General features: G+C 71.5%; 17 protein-coding genes. 4 read left to right on the plus strand and 13 right to left on the minus strand.

Annotated elements, in window-relative coordinates:
• Positions 1 to 74: 74 nt before the first annotated feature.
• Positions 75 to 1,697 (minus strand): chaperonin GroEL, encoded by a 1,623-nt coding sequence (gene groL, locus ACV7NM_RS13355; protein ID WP_463410509.1) that lies wholly within the window; start codon positions 1,695 to 1,697, stop codon positions 75 to 77.
• A gap of 138 nt (positions 1,698 to 1,835) precedes the next feature.
• Positions 1,836 to 2,144: a co-chaperone GroES gene (gene groES, locus ACV7NM_RS13360; protein WP_030230757.1), complete on the minus strand. Its 309-nt coding sequence runs from the start codon at positions 2,142 to 2,144 to the stop codon at positions 1,836 to 1,838.
• A gap of 304 nt (positions 2,145 to 2,448) precedes the next feature.
• Between groES and ACV7NM_RS13365 the strand changes: the two genes are divergently transcribed.
• Both ACV7NM_RS13365 and ACV7NM_RS13370 read left to right on the plus strand, forming a co-directional pair.
• On the plus strand, positions 2,449 to 3,852 hold the full coding sequence (locus ACV7NM_RS13365) for an FtsW/RodA/SpoVE family cell cycle protein (protein ID WP_463410510.1): 1,404 nt from the start codon (positions 2,449 to 2,451) through the stop codon (positions 3,850 to 3,852).
• Positions 3,853 to 4,348: 496 nt separating this feature from the next.
• Complete coding sequence (locus tag ACV7NM_RS13370; protein ID WP_463410511.1) at positions 4,349 to 4,723, plus strand: VOC family protein; 375 nt, start codon at positions 4,349 to 4,351, stop codon at positions 4,721 to 4,723.
• A 350-nt stretch (positions 4,724 to 5,073) separates the two neighbouring features.
• Here ACV7NM_RS13370 and ACV7NM_RS13375 read toward each other — a convergent pair whose 3' ends face one another.
• Positions 5,074 to 5,952 (minus strand): polysaccharide deacetylase family protein, encoded by an 879-nt coding sequence (locus ACV7NM_RS13375; RefSeq protein ID WP_463410512.1) that lies wholly within the window; start codon positions 5,950 to 5,952, stop codon positions 5,074 to 5,076.
• A complete protein-coding gene (locus ACV7NM_RS13380; RefSeq protein ID WP_463410513.1) occupies positions 5,949 to 6,893 on the minus strand; it encodes a polysaccharide deacetylase family protein in 945 nt (314 codons plus the stop codon). Before ACV7NM_RS13380 ends, ACV7NM_RS13375 begins: the two co-directional genes overlap by 4 nt.
• A 92-nt stretch (positions 6,894 to 6,985) precedes the next feature.
• Here ACV7NM_RS13380 and ACV7NM_RS13385 point away from each other — a divergent pair, with 92 nt between their 5' ends.
• The gene (locus tag ACV7NM_RS13385) at positions 6,986 to 8,173 is read left to right on the plus strand and encodes a class I SAM-dependent methyltransferase (RefSeq protein WP_463410514.1); all 1,188 of its coding nucleotides are present in this window, start codon (positions 6,986 to 6,988) and stop codon (positions 8,171 to 8,173) included.
• A 27-nt stretch (positions 8,174 to 8,200) separates the two neighbouring features.
• Here ACV7NM_RS13385 and ACV7NM_RS13390 read toward each other — a convergent pair whose 3' ends face one another.
• The 5 genes from ACV7NM_RS13390 to tsaB are packed head-to-tail and all read right to left on the minus strand — an operon-like array spanning position 8,201 to position 11,533.
• Complete coding sequence (locus tag ACV7NM_RS13390; RefSeq protein ID WP_463410515.1) at positions 8,201 to 8,833, minus strand: hypothetical protein; 633 nt, start codon at positions 8,831 to 8,833, stop codon at positions 8,201 to 8,203.
• A gap of 46 nt (positions 8,834 to 8,879) precedes the next feature.
• Positions 8,880 to 9,134 carry a hypothetical protein gene (locus ACV7NM_RS13395; protein WP_463413933.1) on the minus strand — a complete coding sequence of 85 codons (255 nt, stop codon included), beginning with the start codon at positions 9,132 to 9,134 and terminating at the stop codon, positions 8,880 to 8,882.
• A 14-nt stretch (positions 9,135 to 9,148) separates the two neighbouring features.
• On the minus strand, positions 9,149 to 10,285 hold the full coding sequence (gene tsaD, locus ACV7NM_RS13400; protein WP_463410516.1) for a tRNA (adenosine(37)-N6)-threonylcarbamoyltransferase complex transferase subunit TsaD: 1,137 nt from the start codon (positions 10,283 to 10,285) through the stop codon (positions 9,149 to 9,151).
• Entirely contained in the window at positions 10,278 to 10,838 is a 561-nt protein-coding gene (rimI, locus tag ACV7NM_RS13405) for a ribosomal protein S18-alanine N-acetyltransferase (protein WP_463413934.1), read from the minus strand. The genes tsaD and rimI overlap by 8 nt, the downstream gene beginning before the upstream one ends.
• A 17-nt stretch (positions 10,839 to 10,855) precedes the next feature.
• Positions 10,856 to 11,533 carry a tRNA (adenosine(37)-N6)-threonylcarbamoyltransferase complex dimerization subunit type 1 TsaB gene (tsaB, locus tag ACV7NM_RS13410; RefSeq protein ID WP_463410517.1) on the minus strand — a complete coding sequence of 226 codons (678 nt, stop codon included), beginning with the start codon at positions 11,531 to 11,533 and terminating at the stop codon, positions 10,856 to 10,858.
• A 234-nt stretch (positions 11,534 to 11,767) separates the two neighbouring features.
• On the opposite strand from tsaB, the gene ACV7NM_RS13415 reads away from it, so the two are divergent.
• The gene (locus ACV7NM_RS13415; protein ID WP_463410518.1) at positions 11,768 to 12,319 is read left to right on the plus strand and encodes a hypothetical protein; all 552 of its coding nucleotides are present in this window, start codon (positions 11,768 to 11,770) and stop codon (positions 12,317 to 12,319) included.
• 65 nt (positions 12,320 to 12,384) lie between these two features.
• On the opposite strand, the gene ACV7NM_RS13420 is transcribed toward ACV7NM_RS13415, so the two are convergent.
• From ACV7NM_RS13420 to alr, 4 genes are all read right to left on the minus strand, one after another.
• Complete coding sequence (locus tag ACV7NM_RS13420) at positions 12,385 to 12,585, minus strand: hypothetical protein (protein WP_463410519.1); 201 nt, start codon at positions 12,583 to 12,585, stop codon at positions 12,385 to 12,387.
• A 138-nt stretch (positions 12,586 to 12,723) separates the two neighbouring features.
• On the minus strand, positions 12,724 to 13,308 hold the full coding sequence (gene tsaE / locus ACV7NM_RS13425) for a tRNA (adenosine(37)-N6)-threonylcarbamoyltransferase complex ATPase subunit type 1 TsaE (RefSeq protein WP_463410520.1): 585 nt from the start codon (positions 13,306 to 13,308) through the stop codon (positions 12,724 to 12,726).
• Entirely contained in the window at positions 13,265 to 14,500 is a 1,236-nt protein-coding gene (locus ACV7NM_RS13430; protein WP_463410521.1) for an alpha/beta fold hydrolase, read from the minus strand. Before ACV7NM_RS13430 ends, tsaE begins: the two co-directional genes overlap by 44 nt.
• A 50-nt stretch (positions 14,501 to 14,550) precedes the next feature.
• Complete coding sequence (alr, locus tag ACV7NM_RS13435; RefSeq protein ID WP_463410522.1) at positions 14,551 to 15,687, minus strand: alanine racemase; 1,137 nt, start codon at positions 15,685 to 15,687, stop codon at positions 14,551 to 14,553.
• Positions 15,688 to 15,753: the final 66 nt, after the last annotated feature.

The following is a 15,753-nucleotide window of genomic DNA, read 5'->3' on the forward strand; positions in this document are numbered from 1 at the left end:
GGAAAGCCCCGGTCACCACCGCTTCGCAGCGGCGGGAACCGGGGCTTCCTCAGTTCAGCTCAGCTCTGACGAGGTCAGTGGCTGTGGCCGTGGCCGTGACCGGCGTCGGCCTCTTCCTCGGCCGGCTTCTCGACGACCAGGGTCTCGGTCGTGAGCAGCAGGGAGGCGATGGAAGCGGCGTTCTCCAGCGCGGAGCGGGTGACCTTGACCGGGTCGATGACGCCGGCCTTGACCAGGTCACCGTACTCGCCGGTCGCGGCGTTGAAGCCCTGGCCCTTGTCGAGCTCGGCGACCTTGGCGGTGATCACGTAGCCCTCGAGGCCCGCGTTCTCGGCGATCCAGCGCAGCGGCTCGACCGCGGCGCGGCGGACGACGGAGACACCGGTGGCCTCGTCGCCGGTGAGGCCGAGGTTGCCCTCCAGCACCTTCACGGCGTGGACGAGCGCGGAGCCACCGCCGGAGACGATGCCCTCCTCGACCGCGGCGCGGGTCGCCGAGATGGCGTCCTCGAGGCGGTGCTTCTTCTCCTTGAGCTCCACCTCGGTGGCGGCGCCGACCTTGATGACGCAGACGCCGCCGGCGAGCTTCGCCAGGCGCTCCTGCAGCTTCTCGCGGTCCCAGTCGGAGTCCGTGGACTCGATCTCGGCCTTGATCTGGTTGACGCGGCCGAGGACCTCGTCGGAGCTGCCGCCACCGTCGACGATGGTGGTGTCGTCCTTGGTGATGGTCACGCGGCGCGCGGAACCCAGGACGTCGAGACCGGCCTGGTCGAGCTTGAGGCCGACCTCCTCGGCGATGACGGTGGCACCGGTGAGGGTGGCCATGTCCTGGAGCATCGCCTTGCGGCGGTCACCGAAGCCGGGGGCCTTGACGGCGACGGCGTTGAAGGTGCCACGGATCTTGTTGACGACCAGGGTCGACAGGGCCTCGCCCTCGACGTCCTCGGCGATGATCAGCAGCGGCTTCGAGGCGCCGGCCTGGATGACCTTCTCCAGCAGCGGCAGGAGGTCCTGGATGGAGGAGATCTTGCCCTGGTGGATCAGGATGTACGGGTCGTCGAGGACGGCCTCCATACGCTCCTGGTCGGAGACCATGTACGGCGAGAGGTAGCCCTTGTCGAAGGCCATGCCCTCGGTGAACTCCAGCTCCAGGCCGAAGGTGTTGGACTCCTCGACGGTGATGACACCGTCCTTGCCGACCTTGTCCATCGCCTCGGCGATGAGCTCGCCGACCTGCTGGTCCTGCGCGGAGAGCGCGGCCACGGCGGCGATGTCGGACTTGTCCTCGATCGGGCGGGCGGTCGCGAGGAGCTCCTGCGACACGGCCTTGACGGCGGCGTCGATGCCCTTCTTGAGGGCGGCCGGGGAGGCGCCGGCGGCGACGTTGCGCAGACCCTCGCGGACCAGCGCCTGGGCCAGCACGGTGGCGGTGGTGGTGCCGTCACCCGCGATGTCGTTGGTCTTGGTCGCCACCTCCTTCACGAGCTGCGCGCCCAGGTTCTCGTACGGGTCGTCCAGCTCGACCTCGCGGGCGATGGTGACACCGTCGTTGGTGATGGTGGGGGCGCCGAACTTCTTGTCGATGACGACGTTGCGGCCCTTGGGGCCGATCGTCACCTTCACCGTGTCGGCAAGCTTGTTCACACCGCGCTCAAGGGCGCGACGGGCGTCCTCATCGAACTTCAGAATCTTCGGCATGGGAGCGGTTCAGTCCTCTCGTTGCGATCCTCGGCCGCTCACCGCGACCGCCACCGCCTAGAACGAACCACGCCCCTCGCCCCCCGGCATCAGCAGGGTGACCAGGGGCGCAGCTCAAAGCAAAACTGGAGAAGTGTCTTACTTCTCGACGATCGCGAGCACGTCGCGGGCCGAGAGGACGAGGTACTCCTCGCCGCTGTACTTCACTTCGGTGCCGCCGTACTTGCTGTACAGCACGATGTCGCCGACGCTGACGTCCAGCGGGAGACGCTGGCCGTCCTCGAAGCGACCCGGACCGACCGCAAGGACGACGCCCTCCTGGGGCTTCTCCTTCGCGGTGTCCGGGATGACCAGGCCGGAGGCCGTGGTCTGCTCGGCGTCGAGCGGCTGGACCACAATGCGGTCCTCAAGCGGCTTGATGGCAACCTTGGAGCTGGCGGTCGTCACGATCCGACCTCCCCCTTCGGAGATCCGGGGTTAACTGTCTGAGGTGGCGACCAGGTCGATCCGTCGTCGCGGGTGCCGGACCTGCCTGTCGCTGTGTTGGCACTCACCAGGGGCGAGTGCCAGGTGCGAGACTATTCCGGCGATTAGCACTCGGTCAAGCGGAGTGCCAACACGCCACCCGACGGATTGTGGATCGCCCCCTTCCGGACCGCCCCGGCCAGGCCTCCAGGAACCATCGTCAGGGGTTCCTCGTCGTAGTGGATATGAAGATAAAACGCCCCAATAGCGACGGCGAAGGCCTCCCGTGCGGGGACTGAGGCCGCTGACGATCGCCGGCGCCCGCCGTCGTACCGAAGCATTGCTGCTCGTCCTCGTCATCGGCATCGCCGTTTTCGGCCACGCCGGGGCCGGTCTTGCCATGAACGGCGTGCTGCCGCCCCAGCTCACGGGCTTCACGATCAGCCTGTCGTTGCTCGCGCTGGTGGGGCACCTGGGCATCCGCCGGTTCGCGCCGTACGCCGATCCGCTGATCTTCCCGCTCGCCATGCTGCTGACCGGGCTCGGGCTCGTCCTCATCCACCGTCTCGACCAGGGGTACATCGAGCGGTACGGCTCCGACGCCAACGCGCCCGGCCAACTGATGTGGACCGTGGTCGGGGTCGCGGCCTGTCTGCTGGTGGTGGCACTGCTGCGCGACCACAGGCTGTTGCAGCGCTTCATCTACATCACGATGGCCGTCGCGCTGGTGCTGCTCATCGCCCCGGCCTTCTTCGGCGCGGACACCTACGGCGCGAAGCGCTGGATCATCCTGTTCGGGTTCTCGCTCCAACCCGGCGAGTTCGTGAAGATCATGATCGCGGTGTTCTTCGCCGGGTACCTGGTCGTGCACCGCGACTCGCTGGCCCTGACCGGCCGCAGGTTCCTTGGCATGCGGCTGCCGCCGATGCGCCAGCTCGGGCCGATCGTCACCGTGTGGATCGTGTCCCTGCTGGTACTGGTCTTCGAGCGCGACCTGGGGACGTCGCTCATCTTCTTCGGCGTGTTCGTGGTGATGCTGTACGTGGCCACGGAACGCACCAGCTGGATCGTCTGCGGCCTGGTCATGGCGGCGGGCGGCGCGTTCGTGGTGGGCTCGACGGAGCCGCACGTGAAGGCGCGCGTGGCCGCCTGGCTCAACCCCCTGTCCTACTACTGGAAGGACCGGCCGCCGGGCGTCACCTCCGACCAGTCGGCGCAGGCCCTGTTCAGCTTCGGCACCGGCGGGATCACCGGTACCGGGCTCGGCATGGGCCACCCGGAGCTCATCAAGTTCGCGGGGCGCAGCGACTTCATCCTGACGACGGTGGGCGAGGAACTCGGCTTGGCGGGCGTGATGGCGGTCCTGCTGCTCTACGCGCTCCTCGTCCAGCGGGGGCTGCGCATGGCCCTGGCGGCACGGGACCCGTTCGGCAAACTCCTGGCGGTGGGCCTCGCGGCGGCGCTGGCGCTCCAGGTGTTCGTGGTCGCCGGCGGCGTGACGGGCCTGATTCCCCTGACGGGCAAGGCCCTGCCCTTCCTGGCGAAGGGCGGCTCGTCCCTGTTGGCCAACTGGATCATGATCGCCCTGCTGCTCCGCATCAGCGACAGCGCGGAGCGCCAACGCGAGGCGGACGCCCAGGGCCCGGTGGAAACCACCATCACACCGCTGGTGCCGCCGTTGAGACGGTGAGGGGTCTCACGGCGGGGCGGGGGCTTCGGGGGCCGGGTTTCGGGGGGGCGGTGTCAGGGACGGTATGGGGGTTCCCCGTCAGTCCCATCGTCTCTCCGGGTCGCGCCGGTCCCTCAAGGGCGCTCCTTCGTCGCGTCGCTACGCGATGGCCTTCGGCCACCCTTGACCGACCGTCCCGCCCCGGATCAACGAAGACTGCCGAGAAACCCCCAAAGGAACGGTCACGGGGCGGAGAGGCGCAGGAACGGCCCTCTCAGGGACCGTCAGGGCGCCCCAGGACCAGCCACACCAAGGCCCGGCCCCTTTGCACGCGGATTCCGCACCGGGCAGGCCCAGACCACACCAGAGAGCGCCCCAGACAACGCAAGGGCACACCAGGCGCGTCAGATCGCTACGTGCTCCTCTCGTCCGGCGACTGCGAGCCGTCCGGGGCCGCTCATGGACCCACACGTAAAGTCGGTGGACATCGCTCGTTGGGCCGGTCGATAGTGCGCGAATGGCTTCCTTGATCCGACACATCACCATCGACTGCTCCGATGCCTACGGCTTGGCGCAGTTCTGGGCCGCTGTCCTGGACGGTTCGCTCGCCCCCGACGACTTCCCCGGCGATCCCGAGGCGACGGTCGTGACGTCCGGCGCACACCTGCTCTTCGTGACCGTGACCGATGCCAAGACGGTCAAGAATCGGGTCCACGTGGACCTGCAGCCGCAGGACCGGTCCCGGGACGAAGAGGTGGAGCGCTTGACGGCCCTGGGCGCGACGGTGGTCGGCGACCACCGCAAGCCCGACGGCACCGGCTGGGTGACTCTGGCCGATCCCGAAGGCAACGAGTTCTGCGTGGAGCGCAGCGCGGCCGAGCGCGCCAACTGACGGTCCTGTGTGCCCTTGTGTTGTCGGGGGCGCCGTCCAGTGTGGTTTGGCTCCCCTGGGGCGCCCTGACGGTCCCTGAGAGGGCCGTTCCTGCGCCTCTCCGCCCCGTGACCGTTCCTTTGGGGGGTTCCCGGCAGTCTTCGTTGATCGGGGCGGGACGGTCGGTCAAGGGTGGCCGAAGGCCACCGCGTAGCGACGCGACGACGAGGAACGAGGAGGAGCGCCCTTGAGGGACCGGCGCGACCGGAGAGACGATGGGACTGACGGGAAACCCCCATACCGTCCCTGACACCGCCCCACCGAAACCCCGCCCTCCCGAAGCCCCGCCCCCGAAGCCCCCGCCCCGCCCCCTACAGGTAGTCCTCCAGGCGGGCGATCTTGAAGCCCTGTTCCTGGATGCGCTGGAGCATGTTCGTGGTCATCCGGGTTTCCGACTCGCCCTTGAGTTCGGCCGGGCCGCGGAAGTGGGCGAGGATGATGTCCCCGGGGCGGAGGGCGGAGCCCTCGGCGTACTGGAAGCCGGTTATCTGCATCGACACGCGCCACAGCAGGACCTGCGAGATGCCGCACTCGGAGGCGGCCCTGAGGGTGTCGTCGTTGTAGTTGCCGAACGGCGGGCGGAAGCGGGTCGGTTTGGTGCCGAAGCGCTTCTCCAGGCGTTCCTGCTGACCGCATATCTCCTTCTTCTGCGCCGCGAAGTTCAGCGTCCGCAGGTTCGGGTGGGTCAGGGTGTGGTTGTTTATCGTGCTGCCGCTGCCGTTGTCGCGCAGCGTCTGGAAGTGGCCGTAGTCGGACGAGGCCACGTTGTCCGTCAGGAACATGCTGATCGGCAGCTTGAGGTCGGCCGCCATCTTCAGGAACTGCGGGTCCTTCTCCGCGCCGTCGTCGAAGGTCAGGAAGACGACCTTGTCGCCCGGCGCGACGGGTATTCGGTCTATGACGGCCGGCTTGCCCGGTGCGGGCTTGGGCAGTTGCGGCTTCTGGGCGGGCTTCGGCGCGTACTGGACCGGCGTCGTCAGGCCCCACTTGCGGTACGCCTCGTCGGCCGAGGGCGCCGGCGCGGGGGACGAGGCGGCGGTGGACGGGGAGGCCGAGGGCTTCCCCGTCTCCTGCTTGGTCTTGCGGCCCAGTCGTTCGATGGGGTCCACGCTGTTCCCGCACCCCGAGAGGGACAGCGCGAGCGCGCCGGCTGCGAGCGTTCCGGCTACCAACCGGCGCGCGTACTTCACAAGTAGTCCTCCAGGCGAGCCACGGCGTAACCCTTGTCCGTGACGGTCTTCATGACATGACGGATCATGTCAGGCATCGTGCCCTTCCAGTCCTCCCGTCCCCGGAAGTGCGTGAGGATGATGTCACCCGGGTGGAGGTCACGGTCCCATTCGCGCCAGTCCATGCGGTTGACGAACGCCTCGGCGTTCCACAGGGGGACCGCCTTGATGCCGCAGGACTTCGCGGCCTTCAGGGTGTCCTGGTTGTAGTTGCCGTAGGGCGGCCGGAAGAGCGTCGGCCGCTTGCCGAACTCCTTCTGGATGGTGTCCTGCTGCCCACAGATCTCCTCGCGCTGCTTCTCGTAGTCGAGGGCCGGCAGGTAGCGGTGGTTGAGCGTGTGGTTGTTCAGGGTGACGCCCGCGGCCTGCATCTCCTTGAAGTACGGGTAGTTGTCCCGGACCAGGTAGTCGCTGAGGAAGGCCGTGTAGGGGATCTTGAGTTCCTTCATCATCTTGAGGAACTCGGGGTCCTTCTCGGCGCCGTCGTCGATCGTCAGGAAGACGACCTTGTCCTCGGTGGGGACCGTGGTGAAGACCGGCGGGAGGTCCTCCTGGCCCTCGACCTCGAAGCCGTCGCGGGTGGTGATCTCCGGCTTGGTCTTGGGCGCGGGCGGGGCGGTCAGTGGCGGCTTGGCCAGTCTCCACTTCTTCGCCGCGGCGATCCGGGCCTGCAGTGTGGCCTTCTGCTGCTCGGCCGGGTTGGCGAGCGCGCCCGCCGCGCCCGCCCCCTCGGCGCCCTGGCCGCCCTTGGGCTTGGTGGCGGGCGGGTTGGAGGAGCCGCATGCGGTGCCCAGCGCGGCGACCAGCAGCGCGGCGAGGGCCACCCCGTACCGGCCGAGCGGACGCGCCGCCGACCGATGACCTTGTTGCGTCTTATTTCCCTTTTGTCGTACAGGCTGCATAGCGACGGATACTCCCAGGACACTCCCCCGGTCCCCGGCAGACACCGCGAGCGGACCTCGACCTTCCATCGACTGGCCCACACTGGCCGACAATGGACGGCGTGACCCCCGAAGACTTCGCCGCCCTCCTCACCCCCGAGGGGCGCGCCCTCCTCGACTCGCTCCACGACTACGACCCCGCCCAGGAGCTGGCCGTGGCCACCCGGCTGCGCCGCGAGCACCCCGCCGCCCTGGTGTCCGCCGCGCTCGGGCAGGCCCGGCTGCGGCAGCGGGCGGTGGCCAAGTTCGGGGCCGAGGACGCCTTCCGGATGTACTTCACCCCCGGCGGCAGCGAGATGGCCACCCGCGCCTCGGTCGCGACGTACCGTGCCGGCCGGCTCGCGGCCCTCGGCGTGCGCAGCGTCGCGGACCTGTGCTGCGGCATCGGCGGGGACGCCCTCGCCTTGGCCCGGCTGGGCATCCGGGTGCTGGCGGTGGACCACGACCCGTTGACGGTCGCCGTCGCCCGGGCCAACGCCGAGGCGCTGGGCCTGGCGGACCTGATCGAGGTCCGGGAGGCGGACGTGACCGCCGTCGACACCGGTGGCTACGACGCCGTCTTCATCGACCCGGCCCGGCGCGGCGGACGGGGCCGGATCTTCGACCCCGAGAGCTACTCGCCGCCGCTGTCCTGGGCCGTCGCGACCGCGCGCAGCGCCCCGTACGCGGCGATCAAGATCGCCCCCGGCATCCCGCACGAGGCCGTCCCGGCGGAGGCCGAGGCCGAGTGGATCTCCGACCAGGGGGATGTGAAGGAGGCCGTGCTGTGGTTCGGGACGGAGCCCGGCAGCGTACGGGCCACCCTGCTGCCGGGGCCGCGCGCGCTGCGCACCGCCGATCCGCTGCCCGATCCCGAGGTGGGACCGGTCGGCCGGTACCTCTACGAGCCCGACGGCGCCGTGATCCGAGCCCATCTCGTCGCGGAGGTCGCCGAGCAGTTGGGCGGCCGCCTCATCGACCCGACCATCGCCTACATCACCGCCGACGAGCTGCGCGCGACCCCGTACGCGACCGCGTACGAGATCACCGACGTGCTGCCGTTCGGCCTGAAGAAGCTCAAGGCCCTGCTGCGCGAGCGAGGCGTCGGCATCCTGACGGTGAAGAAGCGCGGCTCGGCGATCGAGCCTGAGGAGCTGCGCAAGAAGGTCAAGCCGCAGGGTCCCCACTCGGCGACGGTGATCCTGACCCGCGTCGACGGCGCTCCCTCGATGCTGATCGGGGGCCCCGCCGAGGCCCGGTGACGGGCCCGGCGCCCCAGCCGGACGCCCTCAGCCGGACAGGCCCCGGCCGGCGGTCCTGAAGGCGCGCACGGCCCAGCGGTAGTGCGCGCCGGCCTTGCCGAGGCCGAGGAGGCCGGTGATCCACAGGATCAGGCCGAGCCCCATGAAGTAGGTGACCTCGCCGTACGTCACCTGGCCCGGCCTGGCCTCCGCCGCCGTCCCGAAGGTCACCCACAGCCCGAACACGCCGAGGGCGAAGGACGTGAGCAGCCAGGTCAGGCTCCGCCAGGGGGCGCGCACCAGGGCGTCGGCCGCCGGGTCCCGGTCGGATTCGGCCCACGCGCACAGCAGGTGGCGCATCTGCCGGTCCCGTTCGATGCCCTTGGCGAACCAGATCCCGGCGGGGACGAGTACGCCGACGCCGAGCAGGCCGAAGACGAGCCCGAAGAGGGAGGAGAGCGGATCGCCGCTCTCGAACGCCATCAGGGCCATGCCGATGAAGGTCCAACCGAGGGCGAAGACGGCGGCCACCGCCCAGAGCAGCAGCAGCCGGCCCGGGCCGAGGGTGCGCCGGCCCAGCTCCCGGAGGAAGCGCGCGCGGTCGGCGCGTACGACGGACTCGTCCATCCAATCCCGCAGGTGCGCGGGCGGCGGCGGAGGCGGCAGGTCACGACGGGACATGCACATGACCATACCGGGATCTGATACAGAGTCACTCGACGGGCGCTCAGCCGCCCGCGACCTCCACGGACTCGAACCGCCAGCGGTGCACCGCCCGGGTGATGAGGTCGGTGGCCGGCTCGGGCAGCTCGGGCAACTCCGCCGCCACGCCCTCGGCGGCCTCCCACCAGGTGACCACCAGCACCCGGTCCTGCGGCGCCCGCAGCACCTCGCGGCGCACCGGCTCCCGCGCCAGGACCTGGGAACGGGCCCACTCCAGCAGCTCGTTCCCCCGGCCGGGCACCGCCCGGGCCTCCCACATCAGCGCGACCGTGCTCACGAGTAGAGGTTGTCCTTGCTCAGCTCGTGCACGTGGTCGTGGTCGTGGCTGTGACCGGGTCCGTGATCGTGTCCGGGGTCGTGCGCCTGCGTCCCCGGCACGTGCGGGTCCGTCACCGGCAGCGAGGAATCGGCCGACAGGTCCCAGTCCGAGGCCGGACGGTTCCGCTTGACCATCTCCGCGCCCAGGGCGGCCACCATCGCGCCGTTGTCCGTGCAGAGCTTGGGCCGCGGCACGCGCAGGACGATCCCCGCGTCGTCGCACCGCTCCTGGGCCAACGCCCGCAGCCGGGAGTTGGCCGCGACGCCGCCGCCGATCATCAGGTGGTCGACGCCCTCGTCCTTGCAGGCGCGGATCGCCTTGCGGGTCAGCACGTCCACCACGGCCTCCTGGAAGGATGCCGCCACGTCGCGCACCGGCACCTCCTCGCCCGCCTTCCGCTTCGCCTCGATCCAGCGGGCCACCGCCGTCTTGAGGCCGGAGAAGGAGAAGTCGTACGCCGCGTCGCGCGGCCCCGTCAGCCCGCGCGGGAAGTTGATCGCCTTCGGGTCGCCCTCCCGCGCGAGCCGGTCGATGACCGGACCGCCGGGGAAGCCCAGCTGCAACACCCGGGCGATCTTGTCGAAGGCCTCGCCGGCCGCGTCGTCGATGGTCGCGCCGAGCGGCCGTACGTCGGCGGTGATGTCCGGTGCCAGCAGCAGCGAGGAGTGCCCGCCCGACACCAGCAGCGCCATGGTCGGCTCCGGAAGCGGCCCGTGCTCCAGTTGGTCGACACAGATGTGCGAGGCCAGGTGGTTGACCCCGTACAGGGGCTTGCCCAGGGCGTACGCGTACGCCTTGGCCGCCGAGACGCCCACCAGCAGCGCCCCCGCGAGGCCGGGGCCGGCGGTGACGGCGATGCCGTCGAGGTCGCGGGCGCTGACGCCGGCCTCCTTGAGGGCGCGGTCGATGGTCGGGACCATCGCCTCCAAGTGCGCGCGGGAGGCCACCTCGGGCACGACCCCGCCGAAGCGGGCGTGCTCGTCGACGCTGGAGGCGATCGCGTCGGCCAGCAGGGTGGTGCCGCGGACGACGCCGACGCCGGTCTCGTCGCAGGAGGTCTCGATACCGAGGACGAGCGGTTCGTCAGCCATGGGTCTCACCTTGTACGTGTACGGAGGGTGCGGAGTCTGGGGTTGTGGGGCCGGAGAGGCGCATCACGAGCGCGTCGACGTTGCCGGGCTGGTAGTAGCCGCGCCGGAAACCGATCGGCTCGAAACCGAAGCGCTCGTAGAGCTTCTGGGCGCGGGTGTTGTCCACCCGCACCTCCAGCAGCACCTCGGCGCACTCGAAGGCGGTCGCCGCGCGCAGCAGGTCCTCCAGCAGCCGGGCGCCGAGACCAGTGCCCCACTGGTCGCGGGCGACGGCGATGGTCTGTACGTCGCCCAGGTCCCCGGTCGCGGCCAGCCCGGCGTAGCCGACGATGCGGCCCGCGGCCCCCGGGGCGGCGGCGCCGCTGCCCGACGGGCCGTCGGGCAGGCCCTCAGGCAGGCCCTCGGACGGGCTCTCGGCGACGACGTAGTGGCGGGTGGCGTGCGGGCCGCGCGCGTGGGCGAGCTCCGACCAGAACATGCCGGCGGACCAGGCGTCCTCGGGGAACAGCTCGTGTTCCAGTTCCAGCACGGACTCGATGTCCCACCAGCGCATCTCGCGCAGTACCGAGGTCACTGCGGGGTGACCACCTTGTAGTTCTTGGGCACCTGGGCGTCGGGCCGGCGCAGGTACAGCGGCGTCGGGGGCAGGCCCTCGGCGTTCTCGAAGGGCGCCCCGGTCGCGAGCCGTTCCGCCGCCAGGCCGGCGAGGGCGGCGGCGCTCTGGTGCTCGGGCTGCCGGGCGTCCGTGAAGACCTCCGGGTACAGCAGCGCGCCCTGTCCGACCGCGGGCAGCCCGGCGACCCGCTCGGCGATGTCGGCCGGGCGGTCCACGGCCGGGTCGCCGACGCGCGTGCGCGGGTCCTCGTACCGGGCCCAGTAGACCTCCTTGCGCCGCGCGTCGGTGGCGACGGTGAAGGGGCCCTCGATCCCGGCGGCGCCGGCCGCGTAGGCCAGGCCGTCCAGGGTGCACAGGCCGTGCACCGGGACCCCGAGGACGGCGGCGAAGGTGGAGGCGGTGACGAGGCCGACCCGCAGCCCGGTGTAGGGGCCGGGGCCGACGCCGACGACGATGCCGGTGACGGCTTCGAGCTTCACCCCGGCCTCGGCGAGGACCCTGTCGACGGAGGGCAGCAGCAGCTCCCCGTGGCGGCGGGCGTCGACCTGGTTCGATTCGGCGAGGACTGACTCGCCGTCGTGCAGGGCGACGGTGACGGCGGGCGTGGCGGTATCTACAGCGAGCAAGAGCACGCGAACAGCCTACGACTCCCCGGGCCCCGGCCCTTGCGGCCGGTCGCGGGCGACCCCGGCTGCTACCTTTCGACCGAGGCGTCAGTGCGGTACTCGACCGGGCTTTCCGGTCCCCGGCGGCCCGGCGCCCCGCGGACGACCCGACCCGGACGACGCGACACTGAGAACCGACACACAGACCCACACACAGACCCACACGGAGAACGCGGGGAGACCGCGGAGAGGCGGAGCAAGGTGGCACGCAGCAGCTCGGGAATCGTGGCCGGGCTCACCGTCGCGGCGTTGGTCGCCGTCGCCTTCCTCGGCTACCAGGCCTCGGCCACGGCACCCGCGCACCCCTCGAAGGCGGCCCCCCAGGCGCCGGCGCCCGCGCCGGGCCCCGCCAAGCCGGACCCGTCGAAGATCGCGGCGGTGCCGGCGGACTCCGGGACCGGGGTACGGGTCGTGTACTCGGTGTCGCAGAAGCGGGTGTGGCTGGTCGGCGAGGACGGGCAGCAGCCGAAGTCCTTCGCGGTCATGCCGAGCACGGTCCACCCGGCGCCGGGCAGCTACCCGGTGGGCTCGCGCTCGGGCACGGTCACCGGCTCGGACGGGGTGCCGATCGAGCACGTCGTACGGTTCGCCACCACCGACGGCATCGCCGTCGGCTTCAGCGCGCGCGTGGACGGCTCCGTGCCGGAGCCGGACCAGACGAAGAAGACCGGCGGCATCCGCATGTCGAGGGCGGACGGCGACGCGATGTGGGCCTTCGCGACGATCAACACCAAGGTGATCGTCGTGCCCTGACGGGCACCCTTCATCTTTCACCCGTACGGACGACGCTCCCGTACGGGTGACGCCCGTACGGGACGTCAGGCCGCTTCGGAGTCCGGAGCGGCCTGTTCCTCTTCAAGGGCCCCGTCTTGGCGCTCCGGGCGTCCCGACAGGGATGCGGGCGGCGTGGACACGGCGGTGGCGGCCGCGCAGGAGGCGAGCAGCGCCCCCATGGACACGCCCGTGACCGAAGCGCGCCCGGCTCCCGCTGCTGCGCGTGCTGCTCCTGCTGCCGACATGGCTGCCTCCTGGACCGGCCCGGGGCGCCGTACTTAGGTAGCCCTAACCGGCGCTCGGTACCATGTCACCACGAGCGTCCGCCCTCGCGCAACGTTTTCCCGACGGACTGTCGGAACGTCGGGCCGGGCGCCGGCCCGCTACGGGGCGACGCGTTCCGCCAGCCCGGCCACGCCGTCCGCCGCGGCGGACCAGCGGGTCCCGATCCCGCGCACGGACACCTGCCGTACGTCGTCGAGGACCTCCTCGTGGCCGACGGCGCGCGCGATCACCACGTGCAGCCGGTCGTCGGAGAGCTCCTCGACCTTGCCGTCGCCCCACTCGACGACGACCACGGACTCCGGCAGCGAGACGTCCAGGTCGAGGTCCTCCATCTCCTCCAGCCCCCCGCCCAGCCGGTAGGCGTCCACGTGCACCAGGGCCGGCCCGTCGCCCAGCGGCGGGTGCACGCGGGCGATCACGAACGTGGGGGAGGTGACGGCCCCGCGCACGCCGAGGCCCTCGCCGAGGCCGCGCGTCAGGGTGGTCTTGCCGGCGCCGAGCTCGCCTGTGAGCAGGACCAGGTCGCCCGGCCGCAGCAGGCCGGCGATCCGACGCCCCAGCTCGCGCATGGAGTCGGGCGAGTCGACGGTGATCAGGGTCTCGGTGACGGCGCCTTCGGCCGCGCCGGGCCCGGAGACCTCAGGAGCCGGGGTGCGCGGCGCTTCTCGCGGTACTTCTTCCATGCGCGCCAACGTTAGTCGCTCCGGAAGTCGCTCCGGACGCCTCGGCGGACACCGCGCCGGGCGCGTCCGCGGCCACCGCCGCCGGCACGACGCCGGTGCGCGCCAGCAGGCCGATCAGCAGCGCGGTCACGGCCTCCGGGCGCTCCAGCATCATCAGGTGCCCGGTGTGCTCCAGGACCGCCAGCTCGGCGGCCGGCAGCACCTCCTTGATGGCCAGGCTGTGCTCGGGCGGGGTGATCATGTCGCGGTCACCCGCGATGACGGTGACCGGGATGTCCGCGAACCGCCGGAGCGCGACGGTCTTGTCGTGGACCTGAAAGGCCGGGTAGAACTCGGCGACCACGTCGATCGGTGTGGCCTCGATCAGCCGCTCGGCGAAGCGGGCCACCCCCGGGTCGACGTCCCTCGAACCGAACGAGTACTGCTTGATCATGCCCGCGAACAGGTCGGCGGTGGCCCGGCGGCCCCGCTCCACGAGCTCCACCTGCGAGCCGAGCACCTTGAGCACCCCGGGGAGGAGACGGCGTACGGCGCCCATCCCGACGGCCGGGAGCCCGTAGGTGACCTCGGACAGCCGCCCGCTGGAGGTGCCGACCAGGGCCACCCCGAGCACGCGCTCCCGTACGAGGTCGGGGAACTGCTCGGCCAGCGCCATGATCGTCATACCGCCCATGGAGTGACCGACCAGCACCAGCGGGCCCTCGGGCGTGGTGGCGTCGATCACCGCCTTGAGGTCGCGGCCGAGCTGCTCGATGGTCACCGGTTCGCCGTCGGCCTGGGCGACGCCGCGCATGCTGCGGCCGTGGCTGCGCTGGTCCCAGTAGACGGAGCGGACCGTCGCGCGCAGGGCGGCGCGTTGGAAGTGCCAGGAGTCCTGGCCGAGGCAGTAGCCGTGGCAGAAGACGACGGTCGCGGCGGGCGGCTTCTTGCGGCGCGGCCTGCCGCGCCGGCCGGGCTCCTCGGGCGGTTCGTCGATCTCGTAGTACAGCTCGGTGCCGTCCTCGGCACGGCAGGTGCCCTCGGTCCCGCGCAGGGACCCGTAGTCCCCGGCGGCATCGAGCGCGAGCCGCGCCTTCCTGCGGATGCCGCGCCCCACGGTGATCCGCTCGACCGCGACGCCGGCGGCGGCGCCGGCGGCTATGACACCGATGGCCGCGCCGGCCCAGCCGGCCTTGCGCCAGTTCTCGCTCACGCGGTCGCCGTCCTCACTCGGCCGTACTCAGCAGCCGTATTCGGCCGTGGTCAGCCGTTGCGGTAAACCCTGGGCACGCGGCCCCCGATACGGGTGACGATCTCATACGCGATGGTGTCCGCCGCTTGAGCCCAGTCCTCGGCGGTGGGTTCGCCCAGGTCACCCGGTCCGAAGAGGATCGCCGGATCGCCCGCGCGGACGTCGGCGCCGTCGATGTCGACCACGAACTGGTCCATGGCCACCCGGCCGGCGACCCGCCGGACCGCGCCGCCGACGAGGACGGGACCGCTGCCCGAGGCGTGGCGGGGGACGCCGTCCGCGTACCCGACGGGGATGAGGGCCAGCCGCGTCTCGCGTTCCGTCACGTAGTGGTGGCCGTAGCTGACGCCGTGACCGGCGGGCACGGTCTTGACCAGCGCGACGGAGGCCCTGAGGGTCATCGCGGGGCGCAGGCCGAGCTGTTCGGGCGTGCCCAACTCGGGGGCGGGCGAGACGCCGTAGACGGCGATGCCGCAGCGCACGAGGTCGAAGTGGCTCTCGGGGAGGGTGAGCGTCGCGGGCGAGTTGGCGATGTGCCGGACCTCGGGCTCGACGCCTTCCTTCTCGCAGTAGGCGAGCATCTCGCGGAAGGCGGCGAGCTGGAGGGCGATGGAGGGGTGCCCGGGCTCGTCGGCGCAGGCGAAGTGCGACCACACGCCGGTGACGCGGACGGTGCCCTCGGCCTGCGCGGCGACGGCGGCGCCCACGAGTTCCGCCCAGTCGGCGGGCTGGCAGCCGGCCCTGCCGAGGCCGGTGTCGGCCTTGAGCTGGACGCGTGCGACCCGCCCGGCCTCGCGGGCGGCGGCCCGCACCTCGTCCAGGGCCCACATCCCGCTGACGGACACGTCCAGATCGGCCTCGACGGCCTCGCGCCAGGGGCCGCCGGGCGTCCAGAGCCAGCACATGATCCGGGCGCCGATCCCGGCGGCGCGCAGCGCGAGCGCTTCCTCGGGGGTCGCGGTGCCGAGCCAGGTGGCACCGGCGTCCAGGGCGGCGCGGGCGCAGGGGACCGCTCCGTGGCCGTAGGCGTCCGACTTCACGACGGCCATGAGCTCGGCCCGGGGCGCCCGCTCGCGCAGTGCGCGCACGTTGTCCCGCACGGCGGCTAGGTCGATCTCGGCGTACGCGCGCGTCGGTGTCTCGTTCATCGAGCACAGTCTCTCAGAACCCCCACCACCGGCCTTGCGCACCGCCCTCCGGCCCCTCCGGGGCAC

The sequence above is a fragment of the Streptomyces sp. Tek67B01 genome, from assembly GCF_055231995.1.

Bases quoted from the DNA above. Each gene is read 5' to 3' on its own strand.
- ACV7NM_RS13420 (WP_463410519.1), bottom strand. From the start codon at position 12,585: ATGTCGGCAGCAGGAGCAGCACGCGCAGCAGCGGGAGCCGGGCGCGCT.
- tsaE (WP_463410520.1), bottom strand. From the start codon at position 13,308: ATGGAAGAAGTACCGCGAGAAGCGCCGCGCACCCCGGCTCCTGAGGTC.
- ACV7NM_RS13395 (WP_463413933.1), bottom strand. From the start codon at position 9,134: ATGTGGGAGGCCCGGGCGGTGCCCGGCCGGGGGAACGAGCTGCTGGAG.
- alr (WP_463410522.1), bottom strand. From the start codon at position 15,687: ATGAACGAGACACCGACGCGCGCGTACGCCGAGATCGACCTAGCCGCC.
- ACV7NM_RS13380 (WP_463410513.1), bottom strand. From the start codon at position 6,893: ATGCAGCCTGTACGACAAAAGGGAAATAAGACGCAACAAGGTCATCGG.
- ACV7NM_RS13385 (WP_463410514.1), top strand. From the start codon at position 6,986: ATGGACGGCGTGACCCCCGAAGACTTCGCCGCCCTCCTCACCCCCGAG.
- ACV7NM_RS13390 (WP_463410515.1), bottom strand. From the start codon at position 8,833: ATGTCCCGTCGTGACCTGCCGCCTCCGCCGCCGCCCGCGCACCTGCGG.
- rimI (WP_463413934.1), bottom strand. From the start codon at position 10,838: ATGCGCTGGTGGGACATCGAGTCCGTGCTGGAACTGGAACACGAGCTG.
- ACV7NM_RS13370 (WP_463410511.1), top strand. From the start codon at position 4,349: ATGGCTTCCTTGATCCGACACATCACCATCGACTGCTCCGATGCCTAC.
- groL (WP_463410509.1), bottom strand. From the start codon at position 1,697: ATGCCGAAGATTCTGAAGTTCGATGAGGACGCCCGTCGCGCCCTTGAG.
- tsaD (WP_463410516.1), bottom strand. From the start codon at position 10,285: ATGGCTGACGAACCGCTCGTCCTCGGTATCGAGACCTCCTGCGACGAG.